This is a genomic window from Candidatus Pseudomonas phytovorans (assembly GCA_029202525.1).
Lineage (GTDB): Bacteria > Pseudomonadota > Gammaproteobacteria > Pseudomonadales > Pseudomonadaceae > Aquipseudomonas > Aquipseudomonas phytovorans.
In genome coordinates, this window is record CP119325.1 from 171,252 (window position 1) to 191,598 (window position 20,347).

Genomic DNA, 20,347 nt, shown 5'->3' on the forward strand with positions numbered 1-20,347 from the left:
GCTCGCGATAAAGCCCTGAAGACCACACAAGGAACAGCCATGAACCACGACGTCATCATCACCTGCGCCCTCACCGGTGCCGGCGACACTGCCTCCAAAAGCCACCTGGTCCCGGTCACGCCCAAACAAATCGCCGAAGCCGCCGTAGAAGCCGCCAAGGCCGGCGCCACCGTGGTCCACTGCCATGTCCGAGACCCGCAAACCGGCCGCTTCAGCCGTGACGTTGCGCTGTACCGCGAAGTCATGGAACGCATCCGCGAAGCCGATGTGGACATCATCGTCAACCTTACTGCCGGCATGGGTGGCGACCTCGAAATAGGCCCGGGTGAAACGCCACTGGAGTTCGGCCCAGGCACCGACCTGATCGGCCCGCTGGAACGCCTGGCTCATGTCGAAGCGCTGCTGCCGGAAATCTGCACCCTCGACTGCGGCACGCTCAACTTCGGCGACGGCAACTCGATCTACGTGTCCACCCCGGCGCAGTTGCGCGCCGGTGCCAAGCGCATCACCGAACTGGGGGTGAAGGCCGAGCTGGAAATCTTCGACACCGGTCACCTGTGGTTCGCCAAACAGATGATCAAGGAAGGCTTGCTCGAAGACCCGCTGTTCCAGCTGTGCCTGGGCATCCCATGGGGCGCGCCAGCCGACACCACCACCATGAAAGCGATGGTCGATAACCTGCCGGCCAACGTGACCTGGGCCGGCTTCGGCATCGGCCGCATGCAGATGCCGATGGCGGCACAAGCGGTACTGCTGGGCGGCAACGTGCGGGTAGGCCTTGAGGACAACCTGTACCTGGACAAGGGGGTGCTGGCCAGTAACGGCCAACTGGTCGAGCGTGCGGCAGAGATCATTTCGCGTCTTGGTGCCCGTGTGCTGACGCCGGCGGAAGGCCGGGAAAAGATGAACCTCAAACGCCGCTGATCTTTCCAGGAGCTCCACATGACCTTCATCACCGAAATCAAGACCTTTGCTGCCTTGGGTAGCGGCGTAATCGGCAGCGGCTGGGTAGCCCGTGCCTTGGCCCATGGCCTGGACGTGGTCGCCTGGGACCCGGCGCCGGGTGCAGAGCAAGCCCTGCGCAAGCGCATCGCCAACGCCTGGCCCGCCCTGGAGAAACAGGGCCTGGCAACCGGCGCAGCGCAAGATCGCCTGAAGTTTGTCAGCACCATCGAGGAATGCGTGGGCGACGCCGACTTCATCCAGGAAAGCGCACCGGAACGCCTTGACCTCAAGCTCGACCTGCATGCCAAGATCAGCGCCGCAGCCAAGCCAGACGCGATCATCGGCAGCAGTACCTCAGGCCTGCTGCCCAGCGAGTTCTACGAATCATCCACTCACCCCGAGCGCTGTGTGGTCGGCCACCCGTTCAACCCGGTGTACCTGCTGCCACTGGTCGAGATCGTCGGCGGCAACCGCACCGCTCCCGAGGCCATCGAAGCCGCCAAGGCCATCTACACAGCACTGGGCATGCGCCCGCTTCACGTACGCAAGGAAGTGCCAGGCTTCATTGCTGACCGTCTACTCGAAGCGCTGTGGCGCGAAGCGTTGCACCTGGTCAACGACGGCGTTGCGACTACCGGCGAGATCGACGACGCCATCCGCTTTGGCGCCGGCCTGCGCTGGTCGTTCATGGGTACATTCCTCACTTACACACTGGCCGGTGGCGATGCAGGCATGCGCCATTTCATGTCGCAGTTCGGCCCGGCGCTGAAACTGCCCTGGACCTACCTGCCAGCACCGGAGCTGACCGACAAGCTGATCGACGATGTGGTGGACGGCACCTCTGAGCAGCTGGATGACCGTAGCATCGCCGCACTGGAACGCTATCGTGATGACACCCTGCTGGCAGTGCTTGAAGCCGTGAAGAGCAGCAAGGAAAAGCACGGCATGTCGTTCAGCGATTGAGGAGGCCACGATGCCCGCACTGATCACCTACCGCACCCCAGTCCAGGAGGACTGGGTCGACTACAACGGGCATCTGCGCGATGCCTTCTACCTGCTGATTTTCAGCTACGCCACCGATGCGCTGATGGAGCGCATTGGCCTGGATGCCGACAGCCGTGGGCAAAGCGGCAACTCACTGTTCACCCTGGAGGCGCACATCAACTACCTGCACGAAGTGAAGCTGGGTACTGAGGTATGGGTGCAGACGCAGATCATCGGTTTTGATCAAAAGCGCCTGCACGTCTACCACAGCCTGCACCGCAAGGGCTCCGACGAGGTATTGGCAGCCAGTGAGCAGATGCTGCTGCATGTGGACTTGGCAGGGCCGAAGTCGGCGCCGTTCAGTGTGCACAGTATCGAGTTGCTACAAGCGTTGGTGGAGCAGCAGCAAGATCTGCCCCCAGCCGGGTACCTGGGCCGGGTGATATCCCTGCCTGGAAAAAAATAACCCCGGAAAGCCGTGAGCATCCGGGGCCAAGAGCGAGCAACATCCACTGTGCATGAACGAGGGTGACCAAACCCTCCGTTGCGGGTAGATGGCCTGAGTGTGCGCACTTCCAGATCAGTCGATTTAGCCGTAAACGACCTGTTCTTAGCCAAACCAGCCATGCCGCCATTCTGTTGTTGCGGGTATGTCGCAGGCGTCACAGAATCGGTCGTAAATCACAGCAGCACTCTCTTAGCGATAAAAGGGACAACAGCCATGATGCATGCGGATTTGATTGATCAGGACGACCTGGCAGGCCACCTGCGCGCGCGCGGGTTCGAGATACCGGCCGGGGCCAGTGCCGAACAGGCCTGCGAGGCGGTGGTGCGGGGGCTGACCGAGCCCAATGCGCGGGCGCTGAAGGGGATGGTGGAGCAGATGTATACCGGTAGTGCCACGATCTTGCCGGCGGTGCGTCAGGCAATCGACAAACAGCTGCTGCCGGCGTTGGCGAGTTTCAGCAAACGCGCCTGAAGCCAGGCCTTGTGCAGCCTGACCCGGCCTCTTCGCGGGTTCACCCGCGAAGAGGCCGGCACTGTCTTACACAGGTTCGGCCTGTTTCTCCAGTTCAATGGTCTGGTCAAACAACTTGACCAGCCTTTCCTGGTGGGTAACCCCCACCACCGTGCAGCGGGGTAGCTCGCGTCTCAGCATCTCCAGCAAACCCTGTGCACTGGCGCTGTCCAGCTGGCTGGTCGCCTCATCCAGGTACAACGTATCCGGCCGGTATAACAATGCCCGTGCCAGGCTAAGCCGCTGCTGTTCACCACCAGAGAGCACCCGCTCCCACTCTGCCAGCTTGTCCAGCTGCCCGATCAGTCCACCCAGCCCCACCTTGCCCAGCACATCGATCAGCTGCACATCGTCGATCGACTCTACCTGTGGATAGGCCAACAGCCTTCGCAAGCTCATGTGCGGCATGTAAGGTTTCTGCGGCAACAGCAGGCTGCGCCCTGGCGGTAACTGCCAGTCACCCAGGCAGTAAGGCCAGAGTCCCTGCAAGGTACGCAGCAAGGTCGACTTGCCCAGCCCGCTGCGCCCGCCCAGGCGCAACCACTGCCCCTGCTCTGCCTGTAGGTTCAGGTCGCGCAGCATGGCGCTGCCATCTGGCCGGCAGAGCGTCAGGCCGCGTGTGCACAGGCAGTCACCCCGCGCAGCGGCGGTGGCCTGTTGCCGGCTGCTGGCAATGGCCTGCTCGAACTGCTCCAGCCGCTGCAACGCCGCACTCCAGCGCACCAGCTTGTTATAGAGCTTGATGAACCAGCTCAGCGAACCATGCACGGCGTTGAAGGCGCTGCGGATCTGCATCAGCCCGCCCAAGGTAATGGTCTTGGCCATGAACGCCGGCAACGCGGCAAACACGGGAATGATCAGGCTCAAGCGCTCGTAGGAAACAGTGAACAAGCTGAGGTTGCGCTCACGCCCCATCAACAGCCGCCAGTTGTCGGCAATGGCGCGAAAACGCTCTGCCAGATGCTCGCGCTCCACGGCCTCGCCCCGGTACAGCGCAATCTGTTCGGCATGGTCGAGCTTGCGCAGCAGGCTCGCGCGAAAGTCTGCCTCGCGGTGCTCCCGGTCATAGTTCAACGCATGCAGCGGTTTGCCGATCAAGTGCGTCAGCAAGCTCGCAACCAAGGTGTAGACCAGCACGATCCACACCAGGTAGCCATGCACGATGTAGGTGTCGCCAAACAGGCTGAACGTCTGCACGCCCGACAGATTCCACAAGATCACCACAAACGCGCCGACCTGCGCCAGGTTGATCACCAACGACGCCACCAGCTCAATGCTCAGGCCGACCATCAGGTCAATGTCCTGGGCGATGCGCTGGTCCGGGTTGTCTGGCTCGCCCGTCAGCCCCAGGCGGTAGAAGGCCTGGTCTGCCAGCCAGGCGTCGGTCAGGCGGCCGGTCATCGCCTGGCGCCAACGCAGCTCCAGCCCTTTGCGCAGGTAATCCATGGCCACCACGATCAGCACATAGCTGCCCAGGTACAGCGCGTACTCGCCAACCAGCCCGTACAACCCTGCAGTGTCGAACGCGGCCAAGGTGTCGTAGAAGGTCTTGCTCCAGCTGTTGATCAGCACATTGATCTGTACCACCAGCAGCCCCAGGCCGATCACCGCCGCCAGCATCAGCCAAGCGGGCCACTGCTGACGGCTACGCCAGAACGGTTGGCTGAGGCGGTAGAAGGTCCGCAGGGTTTTCACAGGGCCTGCTCCAGTGCCGACGCCGACGGCAGCAGCCGCAGTTGCACCTGGTTGGCGCGCGGGAACAGCTGTGCGGCCTGCTGCTGCAGCGCCGGCAGGGTCAGGGCCTGGGGCAGTTGCGCCTGGGTCTGCAGGTAGCGTGGGTCGTGCCACTTGCGGTCGCTGAGGATCAGGCGTTTGAACTGGGTTTGCGGATCGACGCGGCGTTTGCTCTCCTGGCGCTGGAACTCGGCACGCTCGGTCGCCAGCCACTGGGCGTCGGGCTGCAGGCTGGCCAGCGTCTGCTGGGCCATGGTCCACAGCTCGTCGACCCGCGCCGGGTCGCAGGTGAAGTTCAAGCTGCTTTCGATGCGCTGGGTGTCGGCATTCAGTTCACTCTCGAAGCGCAGGCGATACACGCCGGCAGCCTCGCCACGCAGCTGTGCCTTCAGCCGCTGGTTGGCCAGGTCACGCAACACCGCAACCTGTGCTGCCGCTTCAGGGCTCCAGGCCTGGGGCTGATAGCTGCTGGCCTGCAGCACCGCACGTGGTTCCGGGGCGATCGCCAGGTCATCGCGGCGCTGGCCAGGCTGTTGCAGGGCCGCCTGGCTGGCCAGCGGTGTCGCACGCGGGAGGGTCGCAAGCAATTCACCGACCATTTTTTCCAGCGATTGCGGCGTCACATCCGCCATCAGGTAATAGGTCACCGGCGCAGCCGCCAAGCGCTTCCAGTCGGCATTCAGCTGCTCGACAGTCAGTTGTTCAAGGGCGCTGATGTCCGGCTGCTGCCAGTGGTCCACACCGTACTTGAGCACACGCTGGCGGTTTTCCTGCTGCCCACGTACGTCATCCGGGCGGCTGCGCAGGCGTTGCAGCAATACGTCGCGTGTGGTGCCGAACGTATCCTGGTCGATACTGGCCAGCTGGCTTACCCGATAGCTCTGCATCAGCGCCAGCAGTTGTTCCGGCGCTGCGCCAAGGTTGAGCTGCAGGCGCTGGGGCTGCTGGTCGAAACCGAGTGTGGCGCGGTGCTCCTGGCGCCAGATAGCGAGGGCCTGCCGATCCATTCCCGGCAGGCCGCTGTGCATGGCCAACTGTGCGGCCATCTGCAAGCGCCAGGCCGGGGCGCCGGCAACGTGATACCCAGCGGACGAATCGGCCTGCAGCAGCCACTTGCCTTCCGGGCCATTGCGCTTGAGCCAGACCAAACGATCACCATTGGCCAGGCGCCAGTGTTCCACGCTTTGCTCCGGGAAGGCCTTGCGCTCGGCGATAGCGGCCGCTGGCGGCGCAGCAGGCATTTCCAGGGGCGGTGCCGAGGCGGTTGCCGGTGCCACTTGCACGGGCGCCGGCAGCGCCGTTGCGGCCAGCTCTGCCTGACGTGCCTCGACCTGCGCAACGCTTGGCAGGGCAACCGTGGAGCTACCCGCCGCACTCACCTGCAATACCCGGTCAGGGCTGGCGAGCCAACGCCGCAGGCGGTCGTTGAGGTCATCGCGTGTAATATCGCCCAGCACCTCCAGATAGCGCGCAGCGGTAGCATGCCGGTCAGTGACGGCATTGCCCTGCACGGCGGCATTGTTGAGTTGCTCCACCGATTGTTCGAAGGTTCGCGGTGCCTGTTTGGCCAGGGTCTTGTCGCCCAGTGCACGAATGTGTTCGCGCTCACGTTGCAGGTCCGTTTCGCTGAAACCGTGCTGGCGCAGGCGCTCGGCCTCGGTCAGCAATTGCTCCAGTGCCTGCTCGTGGGCCTGGCCTTCGACACCTGCGGCAATGCCGAGCACGGTGGAGTGTTCACCGATCAGGGTCTTCTGCACGATCAGGCTGCGCACCCCTGGTTGCAGCGGCTGGCGCCGCAGGCTGTCGAGCATGGCGGCGAGGGTCATGCGGTCGATCAGCCGCTCACGCAGCGCAGCGCGGGTGGTGCCGCGGCTGTCCGGCTCGTGGGAGCGCAGCAGCATCGCCACCTGGTTGCTGCCAGACTGCGCGTCCTGCAGGCGGAACACTTTCAGCTTGTCGTCCAGCGGCAGCTCGCGCTGCTCACGCCCTGGCAACTCACCCGCCTTGGCCTTGCCGAACGCCTGGTCGATCTGCTCGCGCAGGGCCTCTGGATCGAAATCGCCAACCGCCGACAGCACCATGTTGTTCGGCAGGTACCAGCGGCTCTGGAAGGTTTGCAGGCTGGCCAGGCTGGCGGAGCGGATTGCCGCCTCGTTGCCGATGGTGCGGTGTTCGGGGTAACGCGAACCCACCCGCTGCGAAGCGGTGCGTTGCTGGTTCATGCGCTGGGCCACGCCCAGGCCACCGCGCCATTCCTCGATCACGATTGGCCGCTCGTACTCAAGGTCCTGGACGTTGTAGTCGCGGGCGAACGCCAGGTCGGCAAGGGCCTGCAGCGCTTGTGGTGCCTGGCGTACTCCGGCAGGCGGGCCGATCATGTACTGGGTGCGTTCGTAATTGGTCACGGCATTGAAGTTACGCCCCTGTACCCAGCCCAGGTCGGTCATGCGCTGGCGCAGCTTCTGCTCGCCACCGGCCCGGCTGTGGAAGGTCATGTGCTCGACCATGTGGGCCACGCCGACCTGGTCGTCGGCTTCGTCCACCGAACCTGCCTTCACCGTTAAGCGCAGGTCCAGGCGGCCGGGCTGCGAGGTATCGCGCACCATCCGGTAGGCCAGGCCGTTGGCCAGGTGGCCATGAACCACCTGGCTGTCCCAGGGCAACGGCGAGTCGGGTTCGGGTATCGACGCGCAGGCGCCGAGCAACAGCGGGCCGAGCAGGCCCGCGACGAGCTTTTTCATCAGGGTATCCACGGTTTTTTTATAGGGTTTTAGAAGCGGTAGCCGACTTCCAGCCAGTATTGGCGGCCGATTTCGTAGGTGGTGCGGGCGCTGCTGCTGTTGCTGACGATGGGGTTGACCTTGTCGGTGACATTGGTCACGTCCACCGCCACGAACAGCGCCTGGTCGCGGGCCGTGGGGACCTCCCACTTGACGCGCATGTCCCAGGTCGGCGCGGCGGCCACCGAGGCGGTGTCGTATACCTGCAAGGTTTCGCCATCGACGTCCTCGGTACGGCCCGTGTCGATGATCTGCTGGTAAGCGCCGCGGTAGCGGAAGAAGTTGCTGATGCTCAGGTGCCAGCTGGGGATCTCGGTGATGGTGGTCAGGCGTGCGGTCCACGGGCGGTTGAAATCACTGGCGGGCAACTCGCTGTAGGCCAGGCGTTTGCCGTCGTACAGCACATCGCCATCGGCATACTCGGTTTCGTTGAAGCCTGCTTCATAGGTGCTGTAAGCATTCTTGCTGCGCGACCAGTCCAGCGCCAGCTGCAGGCTGGTGACGCTGCCAAGCACGCGAAACGACTGGTTGGGGGTGATGGTGAGGGACACGTTGTCGCTCTCGCTGGAGCCGGCATTGACGTAGTTGTAGTAAATGGCCTGGTAACCCTCGGCCGGGTCGAGACCCAACACCCGCGACGAGGCGCGCACCACTTGGTCGTTGCCTTTACGGTGCACGTACTTGAGGCGGAAGTCGGTGTTCAGCCAGCGCTGCTCGAGGCCCAGCATCAGTTCGTCGTCGTAGGGGATGTTCATGTCCGCGAGGCGGTTGGTGTCCAGTTGCTGGCGCCCCACCCATTCGCTGGTCTGGCTGGCGCGGGTGTAGGTGGTGTTGAGGGCCTGGCGGCCGTCGGCGAGGCGGTACTTGAACAGGTTGCGGCCGTAGTAGCGGTTGGCGCCGAACACCAGCACGGTGCTGCGGTCACCAAAGAAGTCGTAGTCACCGGCAAAACGCGGGGACACGGTCTTCTGCTTCATGTAGTCGTCGCCCTCGAAGCGCAGGCCTGGGCGCAGGCTGAGCTTGCCGATCTGCATCTGGTCGTCGATGAAGAAGGCGTAGGCGTTTTCGGTCAGGTCGATCTTGCCGGCGTTGTACTGGGTACGGGTTCTGCCCCACTGGCGGCTGTCGCCGTTGAGCAACGGGCTGACCGAGCACCAGGGGTCACTGCCTGCGCAGCTTGTGCCGTTGTCGCGGGTGAACGTGGTCACGCTCTGCGCGCCTTCCTCACGCTCCCACACCGCGCGCTGCCGGGACAGCTCAAGGCCGGTGGTGAAACCGTGACTGATACCGGCGAAATCGAAGGTCTGCCACTCACCCTTGAGGGTGTAGTCGATGCCGCGCTGGGTCTGGTCGAGGTTGCCGAACGCGCCCTCGCCGCTTTTTGCGGTGTTGCTGCTGGGGTTACCCCAGTTCTTGGCGTCGGAGTACCACCACAGCACGGTGTCGGTTTCATCGGACTCGCGTGAGCTGTAAAGGTTGGTCAGCGCCAGCGTATGGGTCCAGCGCGCCTGGTCACCTTCCCAAATCGCCTTCAGCGAGCCCTGCCAGCCGCCGTTGGTGTTGGTGAAACCCGAGTTGAGGAAGTTCTCGCGGAAGAACACGTTCTCCTGCGGCGCCTTGATGAACGAGCCTTCCAGGGTGAGCCGGTCGTTGACGTCCCAGTAGGTCTTGAGCATGTAGTTGTCGAGCTGGCGAGTCTGGTCTTCGCGGCTGTCGTTGTTGGGGCTGGTGTAACCGTTCTCGTAGCGGTTGAGCGGAATCACCGAGCGGCGCTGGGAAAAGCTCAGGATCGCGCCGAAGTTGTCGGTCAGGTGGCCTTCGAGCATGCCACGCAGGGTGGTTTTCTCGAACTCGGGCTGGTACTGCTCGGAGGACGAGTTAGCGAAGCTTTCCTGGTCGTACTGGGTTATGTGGTAGCGGGTCCATTCCGAACGGCTGATGCCGTAAGAGAACTTGCCGTGAAAATCGTTGCTCGGGCGGCGGGTGATGGCATCGATCACACCACCGTTGAAACCGCCGTATTCGACCGGCACGTTGCTGTCGTAGACCTTCACTTCCTGCAGCAGGTCGGCATCCAGGGCAATGCCGTGGGGGTTGCTGGGCGCGGCGTCGAACTGGCGGTTCTGGCTGTAGCCGTGGGCGCCGGGGTCGAGGTCGTTGTTGATCGAGATACCGTCGATCATGAAGTTGTTCTGGTAGAACTTGGCGCCGTTGATGCTGATGTCGGCCGGGTCGATCTCGCCCGGGGTGTTGGAGCTTTTCTGCGACCCGGAGAACTGCACGCTGGGGTGCATCTGCAACAGCGTGGTGATGTCGCCGTTGGCACCGGGAAACGCACGGATGGCCTTGCCGCTGATGACCGTGGCGCCCAGGTAGCCGTTGCCTTCGGTATCGCCCAGCACCAGGGTGTCGTGCAATTCCAGCGGGCCGGCATCGGCTTCGCTGTGCAGCAGGCGCAGGCTGATCACCTCGCCGTCTGCGTCCCAGGTAAGGCCGCTGCCGGAAAGCAGACGCGACAGTGCCGCCTCGCTGCTGAAGTTGCCTTGTACCGGGTTGCTCTGGGCGCCCTCGAGCATTTGCGCATCGACACTGACCTGCAAGCCGCTCTGTTGGCCGAAGGCGATCAGCGCGGCTGCCAGGCTTTGCGCCGGGATGCTGAAGGCATGCACCTGGGCCGTTTGCGCGGGTGCCTCGGCGGCCCACAGCAATGGCGCCGGCAGCACGCAGCCCAGGCCCAGCAGGCCGCAGCCCAGTACGTTTTTCAGGCGCAACGACCAACCCCGCGCGCTGCGCGGCTTTCGGCTTGATGTTTCAGTCATCCCACATCCCCGCCCCCGGGCAATCGCCGGGATGCAAATTTTAATAAGAATCGGTATCAGTTGATGCGCGCGGGGGAGAAGACGGGGCAGTGCGGGGATTTTTCAGAAAATTCTGAAATTATTTTTGGGGCGGGGATTTTGGGGCTGCTGCGCAGCCCCAGCGATTTCAAGGCTTACTCAGTACCAGCAGCCACGGCCCATAACTGCGCACCTCACCACCATGCGGCCGGATCACCGCACGCACGGCCGCCTCGGGCCGACGCAGGTCATATACACCGGTCACCCGCTTGGCACCCAGGGCATCGTCACGCAGTACCACCTTGCCCGGTACATAGCGCGCCAGCGCCTGCACCACCTCGGCCACCGTCTGGTCGTCTGCAATCAACTGCCCCTGCCGCCAGGCAGCCGCTTGCGACGGCACAAAGGCGCGCAGCTGCACCTGCCCATCGGCATATCGCAAGCGCTGCCCAGCCGTCAGTGCATTGGCCAGCACCTGCGCATCGGCAGTGTCCTCGACCCGTACCGAACCATGCTGCACATCCACCCCTACCCTGCCTGGGCGCAACTCGACGTTGAACGCGGTGCCGGTCACCGTGACCTTCACGTCATCGGCACGCACGTGGAAGGGCTTGGCCTTGTCTGGCTTGACCTCGAAAAACGCTTGGCCAACCAGCAGCTTCACATCCCGGTGCTCGCCGCTGTAGTCCACGGCAATCGCGGTATCGCTGTCCATCTGCACCACGCTGCCATCGGCCAGGGTGATGTCGCGGGTCTCACCTTGGGCAGTCCGGTAGTCGGCCTGCAGGCGCACGCTCAAGGACGGGGCCACCGCAATCATCAGGCAGGCGGCCACAGCAGCGCCCAGCCACCAGCGGCGACGGCGCACAGGCAGTTGCACCACAGCGGCCTTGGGCCAGAGCTCGGTGGTGGTCGGCGCCAGCTGCCCCGTCAGCTGCCACACCCGCTGCGCCTTGCCATAGGCATCGGCGTTGGCCGAATCGCAGGCGCACCACTGCTCGAACGCGTCACGCAACTGCGCGTCGTGCGGGGCCTGCTGCAGGCGCAGGAGCCAGTCCATGGCCTGCTCGCGGCGGCGGCTGATGAGGTCTGCTGACGTCATGTCGGGCATGGTTCCTGGTAAATCGGGGGCGCGAAGGGTCGCACAATGTCGCCCTGTTCGGCAAAAGACGCAGCAGCCTGGCGAATTTTCACAGGTTGTCCTCCAGGCGCGCCATGCAATGGCTGAGCGCGTCGCGCACCAGCTGGTGCACCAGGCTCACGGAAACATTCAGGTGGGTGGCTACCTCTTGCAGAGTGTGGCCGCCCAGGCGATGCATCTCGAATGCGGTGCGCGTGCGCAGGGGCAATTCCTCAAGCGCACGGTTGATGGCGCTGAGTTCATCTTGCTGGGTGACTGCCTGCTCGGGAGAGGCGCTGCTGGAGGGCAGCTCGGCGAGTATTTCGTCACCGCCGGGTTGGACTTTTTCAGTGGCAGTGCGGCGGGTCTGGTCGAGTGCCAGGTTGCGCACGATGCGGTACAGGTAGCTGGCCGGGTGGCGGATGTCGGCATCGTCCTGCTGGCGGCTGAAGCGCAGCCAGGCTTCCTGCACCACATCCTCGGCGCGCGCGCGGCAGCCAACGATCGGCGCGGCATAGTCAAGCAATGCCGCCCGGTGGGCCAGGTAGAGCTGGAGTTTGTCGTCCGCCACGGGGTGGAATGCCAGAGTGTTTCGGGGGCGGCGATGTTACCTGTTGTCGAGAATCATTATCAACCATTGCAAGTGTGTTACTTGTGCTGGCCTCTTCGCGGGTGAACCCGCTCCCACAGGGAATGCGCAAACTTAAAGGGCTGCGCCGTACCTGTGGGAGCGGCTTTAGCCGCGAAGCAGGCGACGCGGTGTCAGAGCCTTACACTGGCAAAGGTCGATTCGTTGCGCGCCTGGCTCAGGGCCGCCATCGGCCCGCTGTGCGGCGACAAGGTCATGGCCTGCGGGATCGGCAACATCGCCACCTGCTGCGCGGTGTTGGAACCAACACGCTCGTCACGCGGTGGAATGCCAAAGTACTCGCGGTAGCACTTGGAGAAGTGCGGGGTCGACACAAATCCGCACACCGAAGCCACTTCGATGATCGACATCGGTGTCTGCTTCAACAGCTGCCGCGCGCGGATCAGGCGAAGCTTCAGGTAATAGCGCGACGGCGAGCAGTGCAGGTACTTCTGGAACAGCCGTTCGAGCTGACGTCGCGATACCGCCACGTACACCGCCAGTTCGTCGAGGTCGATCGGCTCTTCGAGGTTGGCCTCCATCAGCGCGACGATTTCCTGCAGCTTCGGCTGGTTGGTGCCGAGCATGTGCTTGAGTGGCACGCGCTGATGGTCTTGCTCGTTGCGGATGCGCTCATAAACGAACATTTCGGAGATCGCCGCCGACAGTTCACGGCCGTGGTCGCGGCTGATCAGGTGCAGCATCATGTCCAGCGGCGCAGTGCCCCCGGAGCTGGTGAAGCGGTTACGGTCGAGGGTGAACAGGCGGGTGCTCATATTGACCCGCGGATACGCCTCTTGCATGGCCGCCAGGCATTCCCAGTGCACGCTGCAATCGAAGCCATCGAGCAGGCCGGCGCAGGCCAGGGCCCAGCTGCCGGTGCACACGGCACCCAGGCGGCGCGACTGACGCGCCTGGGCCTGTAGCCAGGTGACATGTTCACGAGTAACGGTACGCTGGATGCCGACGCCACCGCAGACAATCACGGTATCGATGGGCGGAGCGCTGTGCATGGCGGCGTCCGGGGTGATCTGCAGGCCGTCGCTGGCCCAGACCTGGCCGCCGTCGACGGTCAGGGTGTGCCAGCGGTACAGCTCACGGCCGGACAGCTGGTTGGCCATGCGCAGCGGCTCGACGGCCGATGCCAGGGAAATCAGGGTGAAGTTGTCCAGTAGAAGAAACCCGATGGACTGGGGTGCTGTGCGGTTCTGGGTTGGGGTCCCGGAGGTGTACGACGTCATCGCGATTTCTCCTCACACAAATGCAGGGCGTGCCTCAGGCGGGCACTGATTTATTGTTATTGCCCCGGTTCATGTGCCGGGGCTTGGTTGCCAATCTCTACGCAAACGCCGTGCCTGAAATTGAACGGCTGTCCAAAAAAACCTGAAAACGACGCCTTTGTTCGGCAAATCAGGTGCTTCGGTAGAGTTGGCCAAACATCGCAAAACCGCCGTGCTAGGCGCAGTGCGTGTAACGGCTGAGCAATTTGGTGACAGGTGCAGTGTAGGTTGCCCAGAAACGACACTCTTGAGTGTCACCGACAATGCCTGCACTGATAACGACACCCGACGATCGGTAGGCGCCCAGCCGCACCACAAGAGTGCACCGACAGCTCAGTTGCACCTGCTTCAAACTCAAGGGCCTCTTCGCGGGCTCGCCCGCTCCCACAGGTACAGCGCTGCCCTTAAGAGCAACGCAATACCTGTGGGAGCGGGCGAGCCCGCGAAGAGGCCCTTGAAGCCAGCCTAGAACCTCAGCATTCGATGGCGCTGACCGCTAGGCCACCGCGCGAGGTCTCTTTGTATTTGTCGTGCATGTCAGCCCCGGTATCACGCATGGTGCGGATCACCTGGTCGAGGGAAATGAAATGCTCGCCGTCACCGCGCAGGGCCATCTGCACCGCGTTGATGGCCTTTACTGCCGCAATCGCGTTGCGCTCGATGCACGGCACCTGCACCAACCCGCCCACCGGGTCGCAGGTCAGGCCAAGGTTGTGCTCCAGGGCGATTTCGGCAGCGTTCTCCACCTGCGGCGGGGTGGCACCGAGCACTTCGGCAAGGCCCGCAGCGGCCATGGCGCAAGCCGAGCCGACTTCACCCTGGCAGCCGACTTCGGCACCGGAGATGGAAGCGTTCTTCTTGCACAAGATGCCCACTGCAGCAGCCGCCAGGAAGTAGTCGACCACGTTGGACTCATTCACTTCATCGCTGAAGCGCATGTAGTAGTGCAACACGGCAGGGATGATACCGGCCGCGCCATTGGTGGGCGCCGTGACCATGCGTCCGCCAGCAGCGTTCTCTTCGTTGACCGCCAGGGCGAACAGGTTGACCCACTCCATGGCGCTCATGGTCGAGCCGATCACGTTGGGCTTGCCGATTTCCTGCAGGCTGCGGTGCAGCTTGGCAGCGCGTCGGCGCACGTTCAGACCGCCGGGTAACGTGCCTTCGTATTTAAGGCCATTGTTGACGCATTCCTGCATGGCTTCCCAGAGCTTGTACAGGCCGGCGCGGATCTCTTCGTCGCTGCGCCAGACCCTCTCGTTGGCCATCATCAATTGCGACACGCTGAGGTCGTTTTGCTTGCACAGGCGCAGCAGTTCGGCAGCGCTGTTGAAGTCGTACGGCAGCACCGTCTGGTCGGCATCCAGCACACCGCTGGCGGCCTGGGCGGCATCGACCACAAAGCCGCCACCCACCGAGTAATAGGTGTCGCGGTGCAACTCGCCCTGCTCGCCTTCGGCAATCAGGGTCATGGCGTTGGGGTGGTACGGCAGGTTCTCGTCCAGCAGCAACATGTCGCGGGCCCAGACGAACTCGATGGGCAGGCGACTATCGAGCTGCAGGGTGTTGGTTTCGCGCAGGTCGGCGATACGCGGCACGATCCGGGTCGGGTCAATGGCGTCAGGCCACTCACCCATCAGGCCCATGATGGTGGCGTTGTCGGTGCCGTGACCGATACCGGTGGCCGACAGCGAGCCATACAGGCGCACTTCGATCCGTTTTACACGCTCCAGCTCGCCACGTTCGCGCAGGCCCTGAACGAACAGGGCGCCCGCACGCATGGGGCCGACGGTGTGGGAACTGGAGGGGCCGACACCAATCTTGAACAGGTCGAACACGCTGATGGCCATTGTCGAATCACCTCTTGCTGGGCTTGTCTCTGCGCGCCATGCGCAGGGCGGGGCAACTGCTAGGCTCAAACAGCGGGCCGCCTTGAATGCCAGCATCATCGGGCTTTTACCGCACCCTTCGCCGTCTGCAACCGACGTACTTTTGTCCAGCAGCGCCGCGCGGTTTTTACCTCAGGTGCTACCTGGGAGCGGCCCTCACCACGCCGCTTTCCAGCGGCCTGGTGACGCAAAAATGCGGCCGAGGGGGTGGATAAACCCATAAGCGACATCGCCCTTACTGGATGCGACCCGTTCCGTACTGGATACGACCCTACCAGTAGGCGATTGCCCGGCGCTGGAGGATTATCGAAAGCGACTCGTAAAGCACGGCCACGCATCCTGCCCTCTGCAGGCCTGGTCGACCGGACCTTCAGAAAGCCCGGCGACCCACGCGAACCCGAAGACAAAATCTCAGGAGTCCATCCATGAAAGGTTCACCCTCGCTGTTGCTGGTTGCGTTGCTGTCCACGCCCTTGCTGGCCCAGGCCGCCGAACCCGAGCAGTGTCAGACGGTACGTTTCTCCGATGTCGGCTGGACCGACATCACAGTCACGACTGCGACCACCAGCGTTGTGCTCGAAGCCCTGGGTTACAAAACCCACACCACCATGATCTCGGTACCGGTGACCTACAAGTCGCTGGCCACCGGCAAGGACCTGGACGTGTTTCTCGGCAACTGGATGCCGACCATGGAGAACGACATCAAGCAGTACCGCGACGCCGGCACCGTGGAAACGGTGCGCGCCAACCTGGAAAACGCCAAGTACACCTTGGCCGTGCCCCAGGCGCTGTACGACAAGGGCCTGAAAGATTTCGCCGACATTCCCAAGTTCAAGAAGGAACTGGACAGCAAGATCTACGGCATCGAGCCCGGCAACGATGGCAACCGCACCATCCAGAGCATGATCGACAAGAACGCCTTCGGCCTGAAGGACGCCGGTTTCAAGATCGTGCAATCGAGCGAGGCCGGCATGCTGTCGCAGGTCGACCGCGCGCAGAAGCGTGGTGAGGCGCTGGTGTTCCTGGGCTGGGAACCACACCCGATGAACACCCGCTTCAAAATGCAGTACCTGACCGGCGGGGACGATTACTTCGGCCCCGACTTCGGCAAGGCGACCGTATTGACCAACACCCGCAAGGGCTATGCGCAGGAGTGCAGCAACGTTGGCCAGCTGTTGAAGAACCTGTCGTTCGAGCTCAAGGATGAAAGCACCATGATGGGCTATGTCCTGGACGACAAGATGAAGCCCGAGGCCGCCGCCAAGAAATGGCTCAAGGACAACCCAGGCAAACTGGACGCCTGGCTGGCTGGCGTTAGCACTGTGGACGGCAAACCAGGCCTGGAGGCGGCCAAGGCGAAGCTGGCGCAATAACGAAATACGCAATAGCGCTACCTCGGGGCAGGACCGTGCCTGCCCCGGGTTGATTTCAATCTATGCAGGTGGAAGCTCGCTATCATGCTTATCGATCAGAAAATACCCCTGGGGCAGTACATCGCGTCGTTCGTCGAGTGGCTGACCCAGAACGGCGCGAATTACTTCGACGCCATCGCGCAAGGCCTGGAGTTCATGATCCATGGCGTCACCAGCGCCCTGACCTGGTTCAACCCGTTCGTCCTCATCGCCCTGTTCGCCGCCCTGGCGCACTTTATTCAGCGCAAAGTAGGCCTGACCGCGTTCGTTGCCCTGTCGTTCCTACTGATTTTCAACCTGGGTTATTGGCAAGAAACCATGGAAACCCTGGCGCAGGTGACCTTCGCCACGGTGGTGTGTGTGGTGATCGGCGTGCCGCTGGGCATTCTTGCTGCGCACAAACCGATGTTCTATACCGCCATGCGCCCGGTACTTGACCTGATGCAGACGGTGCCCACTTTCGTCTACCTGATCCCTACCCTGACCCTGTTCGGCCTGGGCGTGGTACCGGGGCTGATCTCTACCGTGGTGTTCGCCATCGCGGCGCCAATCCGCCTCACCTACCTGGGCATCTGCGACGTTCCGCAGGAGTTGATGGACGCCGGCAAGGCCTTTGGCTGCTCGCGGCGCCAGCTGCTCACCCGTATCGAACTGCCGCATGCCATGCCAAGCATCGCTGCCGGCGTCACCCAGTGCATCATGCTGTCGCTGTCGATGGTGGTGATCGCCGCCCTGGTGGGCGCTGACGGCCTGGGCAAACCTGTGGTCAACGCACTGAACACCGCCGATATTTCCCTGGGCTTCGAAGCGGGCCTGGCGATCGTGTTGCTGGCAATCATGCTCGACCGTATCTGCAAGCAACCGGAACTGCCGGTAAGGGGTGAGGCATGAGCATCATTCGTTTTGAAGACGTCGACGTCATTTTCTCCAACAAGCCACGCGAGGCGCTGTCGCTGCTGGACAAAGGCCAGACCCGCGAGCAGATCCTCAAGCAGACCGGCCTGGTGGTCGGCGTTGAAAAGGCCAACCTGGATATCGAGAAAGGCGAAATCTGCGTGCTGATGGGCCTGTCCGGTTCGGGCAAGTCGAGCCTGCTGCGCTGCATCAATGGCCTGAACACCGTCAGCCGCGGCAAGCTGTTTGTCGAGCACGAAGGCAAGCACATCGACATTGCCCACTGCACCCCGGCCGAGCTGAAGATGATGCGCACCAAGCGCATTGCCATGGTATTCCAGAAGTTCGCCCTGATGCCTTGGCTGACGGTGCGCGAGAACATCAGCTTTGGCCTGGAAATGCAGGGCCGCCCGGAAAAGGAACGGCGCAAGCTGGTCGACGAGAAGCTTGAGCTGGTGGGCCTGACCCAATGGCGCAACAAGAAGCCGGACGAGCTGTCTGGCGGCATGCAGCAGCGCGTGGGCCTGGCCCGGGCGCTGGCGATGGATGCCGACATCCTGCTGATGGACGAACCGTTCTCGGCCCTCGACCCGCTGATCCGCCAGGGCCTGCAAGACGAGCTGCTGGGCCTGCAGGCCAAGCTGAGCAAGACCATCGTGTTCGTCAGCCACGACCTGGACGAGGCACTGAAACTGGGTAGCCGCATTGCGATCATGAAAGACGGGCGGATCATTCAGTACAGCAAGCCGGAAGAGATCGTGCTGAACCCGGCAGACGAATACGTGCGGACCTTCGTCGCCCACACCAACCCGCTGAACGTGCTGTGCGGCCGCAGCCTGATGCGCAGCCTGGACAACTGCAAGCGAGTGAATGGCTCGGTGTGCCTGGACCCGGGTATCGACTCGTGGCTGGACCTTGGCGAAGGTGGCGCGCTCAAGCGTGCACGCCAAGGCCAGAACGGGCTGGACATGCAGAACTGGGCACCGGGGCAAAATGTGGAGCTGCTGGAGCGCAGGCCGACCGTGGTGCACGCCGACATCGGCATGCGCGAGGCGCTGCAGATTCGTTACCAGACCGGCAACAAGCTGGTGTTGCAGGATAACGACCGGGTGGTGGGGATTCTTGGGGATACCGAGCTTTATCACGCGCTGCTCGGCAAAAATCACGGGTGACGCAACTGGGGCCGCCTTGCGGCCCTTCGCGGGCACGCCCGCTCCCACAGGTACCGCGCAAGCCCTGGGCTATACGCTATCCCTGTGGGAGCGGGCGTGCCCGCGAAGGGCTGCAAAGCAGCCCCAATCAAGCTATCAGCGAACGACGATGCCGCGCGAAGCCATGTAGGCCTTGGCCTCAGGCACCGTGTACTCGCCAAAGTGGAAGATACTGGCCGCCAGCACCGCGCTGGCATGCCCTTCCAGAATGCCGTCGGCCAGGTGCTGCAGGTTACCCACCCCACCCGAGGCAATCACCGGAATACCCAGCGCATCGCTGATGGCGCGGGTAACACCCAGGTCGAAACCGTTCTTCATGCCGTCCTGGTCCATGCTGGTCAGCAGGATCTCGCCAGCGCCCAGGCCTTCCATCTTCTTCGCCCACTCGACAGCATCCAGCCCGGTCGGCTTGCGCCCGCCGTGGGTGAAGATTTCCCAGCGCGGCGTTTCGCCGGGCCCGGAGACTTTCTTGGCATCGATGGCAACAACGATGCACTGCGAGCCAAAACGGTCCGCCGCCTCACCCACGAACTCCGGGTTGAACACCGCAGCCGTGTTGATCGAAACCTTGTCGGCACCGGCATTGAGCAGGTTGCGGATGTCCTGCACGGTGCGCACGCCACCGCCGACGGTCAGCGGGATGAACACCTGGCTGGCCATGCGCTCGACGGTATGCAGGGTAGTGTCGCGGCCATCGACGCTGGCGGTGATGTCGAGGAAGGTGATTTCGTCGGCACCCTGCTCGTTGTAGCGACGGGCGATTTCCACCGGGTCGCCGGCATCACGGATGTTCTCGAACTTGACGCCCTTGACCACCCGGCCGTTGTCCACGTCCAGGCAGGGGATGATGCGCTTGGCCAGTGCCATGGTTCAGTCCTCAGCCTTGGTAGTTGTCGCAGAAGGCCTGGGCCTCGGCAACATCGAGGGTGCCTTCGTAGATGGCACGGCCGGTGATGGCGCCGATGATGCCGGGGGCCTTGGCGTCCAGCAGGGCCTTGATGTCGCCCAGGTTGTGGATGCCGCCCGAAGCGATCACCGGGATGCGGGTGGCTTCAGCCAGTGCCTGGGTGAACGGCACGTTGCAGCCCTGCATCATGCCGTCCTTGGCGATGTCGGTGTAGACGATCGACGACACGCCATCCGCTTCGAAACGCCTGGCCAGATCGATGACCTGTACCGCGCTGACTTCGGCCCAGCCATCGGTGGCCACGAAGCCGTCCTTGGCATCCAGGCCAACGATGACCTTGCCCGGGAAGGCTTTGCACGCCTCGGCCACGAACTCAGGCTCTTTGACCGCCTTCGTGCCGATGATCACGTAGCTGACGCCAGCCTTGACGTAGTGCTCGATGGTTTCCAGCGAACGGATGCCACCGCCGATCTGGATCGGCAGGGTCGGGTAGCGCCTGGCGATGGCGGTCACCACTTCACCGTTGACCGGCTGGCCTTCAAAGGCACCGTTAAGGTCGACCAGGTGCAGGCGGCGGCAGCCACCCTCGACCCACTTGGCGGCCATGCTCACCGGGTCGTCGGAAAATACCGTGGAGTCTTCCATACGGCCCTGGCGCAGGCGCACGCAGGCACCGTCCTTCAGATCGATAGCGGGGATAATCAGCAT

The 20,347-nt window shown here is 63.2% G+C and carries 16 protein-coding genes; 7 read left to right on the top strand and 9 right to left on the bottom strand.

Annotated features, from left to right (window positions below; genetic code table 11):
- Positions 1 to 39: 39 nt before the first annotated feature.
- The 4 genes from P0Y58_00720 to P0Y58_00735 all read left to right on the top strand — a co-directional run bounded on the left by P0Y58_00720 (position 40) and on the right by P0Y58_00735 (position 2,908).
- On the top strand, positions 40 to 924 hold the full coding sequence (locus P0Y58_00720) for a 3-keto-5-aminohexanoate cleavage protein (GenBank protein ID WEK30747.1): 885 nt from the start codon (positions 40 to 42) through the stop codon (positions 922 to 924).
- A gap of 18 nt (positions 925 to 942) precedes the next feature.
- On the top strand, positions 943 to 1,908 hold the full coding sequence (locus P0Y58_00725) for an L-carnitine dehydrogenase (protein ID WEK30748.1): 966 nt from the start codon (positions 943 to 945) through the stop codon (positions 1,906 to 1,908).
- Positions 1,909 to 1,918: 10 nt separating this feature from the next.
- The gene (locus tag P0Y58_00730) at positions 1,919 to 2,395 is read left to right on the top strand and encodes a thioesterase family protein (protein ID WEK30749.1); all 477 of its coding nucleotides are present in this window, start codon (positions 1,919 to 1,921) and stop codon (positions 2,393 to 2,395) included.
- A 255-nt stretch (positions 2,396 to 2,650) separates the two neighbouring features.
- Positions 2,651 to 2,908 (top strand): hypothetical protein, encoded by a 258-nt coding sequence (locus tag P0Y58_00735; protein ID WEK30750.1) that lies wholly within the window; start codon positions 2,651 to 2,653, stop codon positions 2,906 to 2,908.
- Between the two features lie 66 nt (positions 2,909 to 2,974).
- Here the strand turns inward: P0Y58_00735 and P0Y58_00740 are convergent, their stop codons facing one another.
- From P0Y58_00740 to P0Y58_00770, 7 genes are all read right to left on the bottom strand, one after another.
- Positions 2,975 to 4,642: an ABC transporter ATP-binding protein/permease gene (locus tag P0Y58_00740; protein ID WEK30751.1), complete on the bottom strand. Its 1,668-nt coding sequence runs from the start codon at positions 4,640 to 4,642 to the stop codon at positions 2,975 to 2,977.
- Positions 4,639 to 7,422, bottom strand: a complete 2,784-nt coding sequence (locus P0Y58_00745) for an insulinase family protein (GenBank protein WEK30752.1) — start codon at positions 7,420 to 7,422, stop codon at positions 4,639 to 4,641. Before P0Y58_00745 ends, P0Y58_00740 begins: the two co-directional genes overlap by 4 nt.
- A 29-nt stretch (positions 7,423 to 7,451) precedes the next feature.
- Positions 7,452 to 10,280, bottom strand: coding sequence for a TonB-dependent receptor (locus tag P0Y58_00750; GenBank protein ID WEK30753.1), 2,829 nt, complete (start codon positions 10,278 to 10,280; stop codon positions 7,452 to 7,454).
- Between the two features lie 166 nt (positions 10,281 to 10,446).
- On the bottom strand, positions 10,447 to 11,400 hold the full coding sequence (locus P0Y58_00755) for a FecR family protein (GenBank protein WEK30754.1): 954 nt from the start codon (positions 11,398 to 11,400) through the stop codon (positions 10,447 to 10,449).
- Positions 11,401 to 11,488: 88 nt separating this feature from the next.
- Entirely contained in the window at positions 11,489 to 11,989 is a 501-nt protein-coding gene (locus P0Y58_00760; GenBank protein ID WEK30755.1) for a sigma-70 family RNA polymerase sigma factor, read from the bottom strand.
- A gap of 191 nt (positions 11,990 to 12,180) precedes the next feature.
- Positions 12,181 to 13,287: a GlxA family transcriptional regulator gene (locus P0Y58_00765; protein ID WEK30756.1), complete on the bottom strand. Its 1,107-nt coding sequence runs from the start codon at positions 13,285 to 13,287 to the stop codon at positions 12,181 to 12,183.
- Between the two features lie 512 nt (positions 13,288 to 13,799).
- On the bottom strand, positions 13,800 to 15,176 hold the full coding sequence (locus tag P0Y58_00770) for an L-serine ammonia-lyase (protein WEK30757.1): 1,377 nt from the start codon (positions 15,174 to 15,176) through the stop codon (positions 13,800 to 13,802).
- A gap of 464 nt (positions 15,177 to 15,640) precedes the next feature.
- Between P0Y58_00770 and P0Y58_00775 the strand changes: the two genes are divergently transcribed.
- The 3 genes from P0Y58_00775 to choV all read left to right on the top strand — a co-directional run bounded on the left by P0Y58_00775 (position 15,641) and on the right by choV (position 18,693).
- Positions 15,641 to 16,588: a choline ABC transporter substrate-binding protein gene (locus P0Y58_00775; protein ID WEK30758.1), complete on the top strand. Its 948-nt coding sequence runs from the start codon at positions 15,641 to 15,643 to the stop codon at positions 16,586 to 16,588.
- Between the two features lie 81 nt (positions 16,589 to 16,669).
- A complete protein-coding gene (gene choW, locus P0Y58_00780) occupies positions 16,670 to 17,518 on the top strand; it encodes a choline ABC transporter permease subunit (protein WEK33248.1) in 849 nt (282 codons plus the stop codon).
- Positions 17,515 to 18,693 carry a choline ABC transporter ATP-binding protein gene (gene choV / locus P0Y58_00785; GenBank protein ID WEK30759.1) on the top strand — a complete coding sequence of 393 codons (1,179 nt, stop codon included), beginning with the start codon at positions 17,515 to 17,517 and terminating at the stop codon, positions 18,691 to 18,693. Before choW ends, choV begins: the two co-directional genes overlap by 4 nt.
- A 135-nt stretch (positions 18,694 to 18,828) precedes the next feature.
- Here choV and hisF read toward each other — a convergent pair whose 3' ends face one another.
- Complete coding sequence (gene hisF, locus P0Y58_00790; protein ID WEK30760.1) at positions 18,829 to 19,599, bottom strand: imidazole glycerol phosphate synthase subunit HisF; 771 nt, start codon at positions 19,597 to 19,599, stop codon at positions 18,829 to 18,831.
- A gap of 10 nt (positions 19,600 to 19,609) precedes the next feature.
- Positions 19,610 to 20,347: a 1-(5-phosphoribosyl)-5-[(5-phosphoribosylamino)methylideneamino]imidazole-4-carboxamide isomerase gene (gene hisA / locus P0Y58_00795; protein WEK30761.1), complete on the bottom strand. Its 738-nt coding sequence runs from the start codon at positions 20,345 to 20,347 to the stop codon at positions 19,610 to 19,612.

Excerpts from the sequence above, each read along its gene's own strand:
- P0Y58_00750 (WEK30753.1), bottom strand. The coding sequence starts at position 10,280 with ATGACTGAAACATCAAGCCGAAAGCCGCGCAGCGCGCGGGGTTGGTCG.
- P0Y58_00755 (WEK30754.1), bottom strand. The coding sequence starts at position 11,400 with ATGACGTCAGCAGACCTCATCAGCCGCCGCCGCGAGCAGGCCATGGAC.
- P0Y58_00775 (WEK30758.1), top strand. The coding sequence starts at position 15,641 with ATGAAAGGTTCACCCTCGCTGTTGCTGGTTGCGTTGCTGTCCACGCCC.
- P0Y58_00745 (WEK30752.1), bottom strand. The coding sequence starts at position 7,422 with ATGAAAAAGCTCGTCGCGGGCCTGCTCGGCCCGCTGTTGCTCGGCGCC.
- hisF (WEK30760.1), bottom strand. The coding sequence starts at position 19,599 with ATGGCACTGGCCAAGCGCATCATCCCCTGCCTGGACGTGGACAACGGC.
- P0Y58_00765 (WEK30756.1), bottom strand. The coding sequence starts at position 13,287 with ATGACGTCGTACACCTCCGGGACCCCAACCCAGAACCGCACAGCACCC.
- P0Y58_00720 (WEK30747.1), top strand. The coding sequence starts at position 40 with ATGAACCACGACGTCATCATCACCTGCGCCCTCACCGGTGCCGGCGAC.
- P0Y58_00725 (WEK30748.1), top strand. The coding sequence starts at position 943 with ATGACCTTCATCACCGAAATCAAGACCTTTGCTGCCTTGGGTAGCGGC.
- P0Y58_00770 (WEK30757.1), bottom strand. The coding sequence starts at position 15,176 with ATGGCCATCAGCGTGTTCGACCTGTTCAAGATTGGTGTCGGCCCCTCC.
- P0Y58_00730 (WEK30749.1), top strand. The coding sequence starts at position 1,919 with ATGCCCGCACTGATCACCTACCGCACCCCAGTCCAGGAGGACTGGGTC.
- hisA (WEK30761.1), bottom strand. The coding sequence starts at position 20,347 with ATGCTGATTATCCCCGCTATCGATCTGAAGGACGGTGCCTGCGTGCGC.
- P0Y58_00735 (WEK30750.1), top strand. The coding sequence starts at position 2,651 with ATGATGCATGCGGATTTGATTGATCAGGACGACCTGGCAGGCCACCTG.
- choV (WEK30759.1), top strand. The coding sequence starts at position 17,515 with ATGAGCATCATTCGTTTTGAAGACGTCGACGTCATTTTCTCCAACAAG.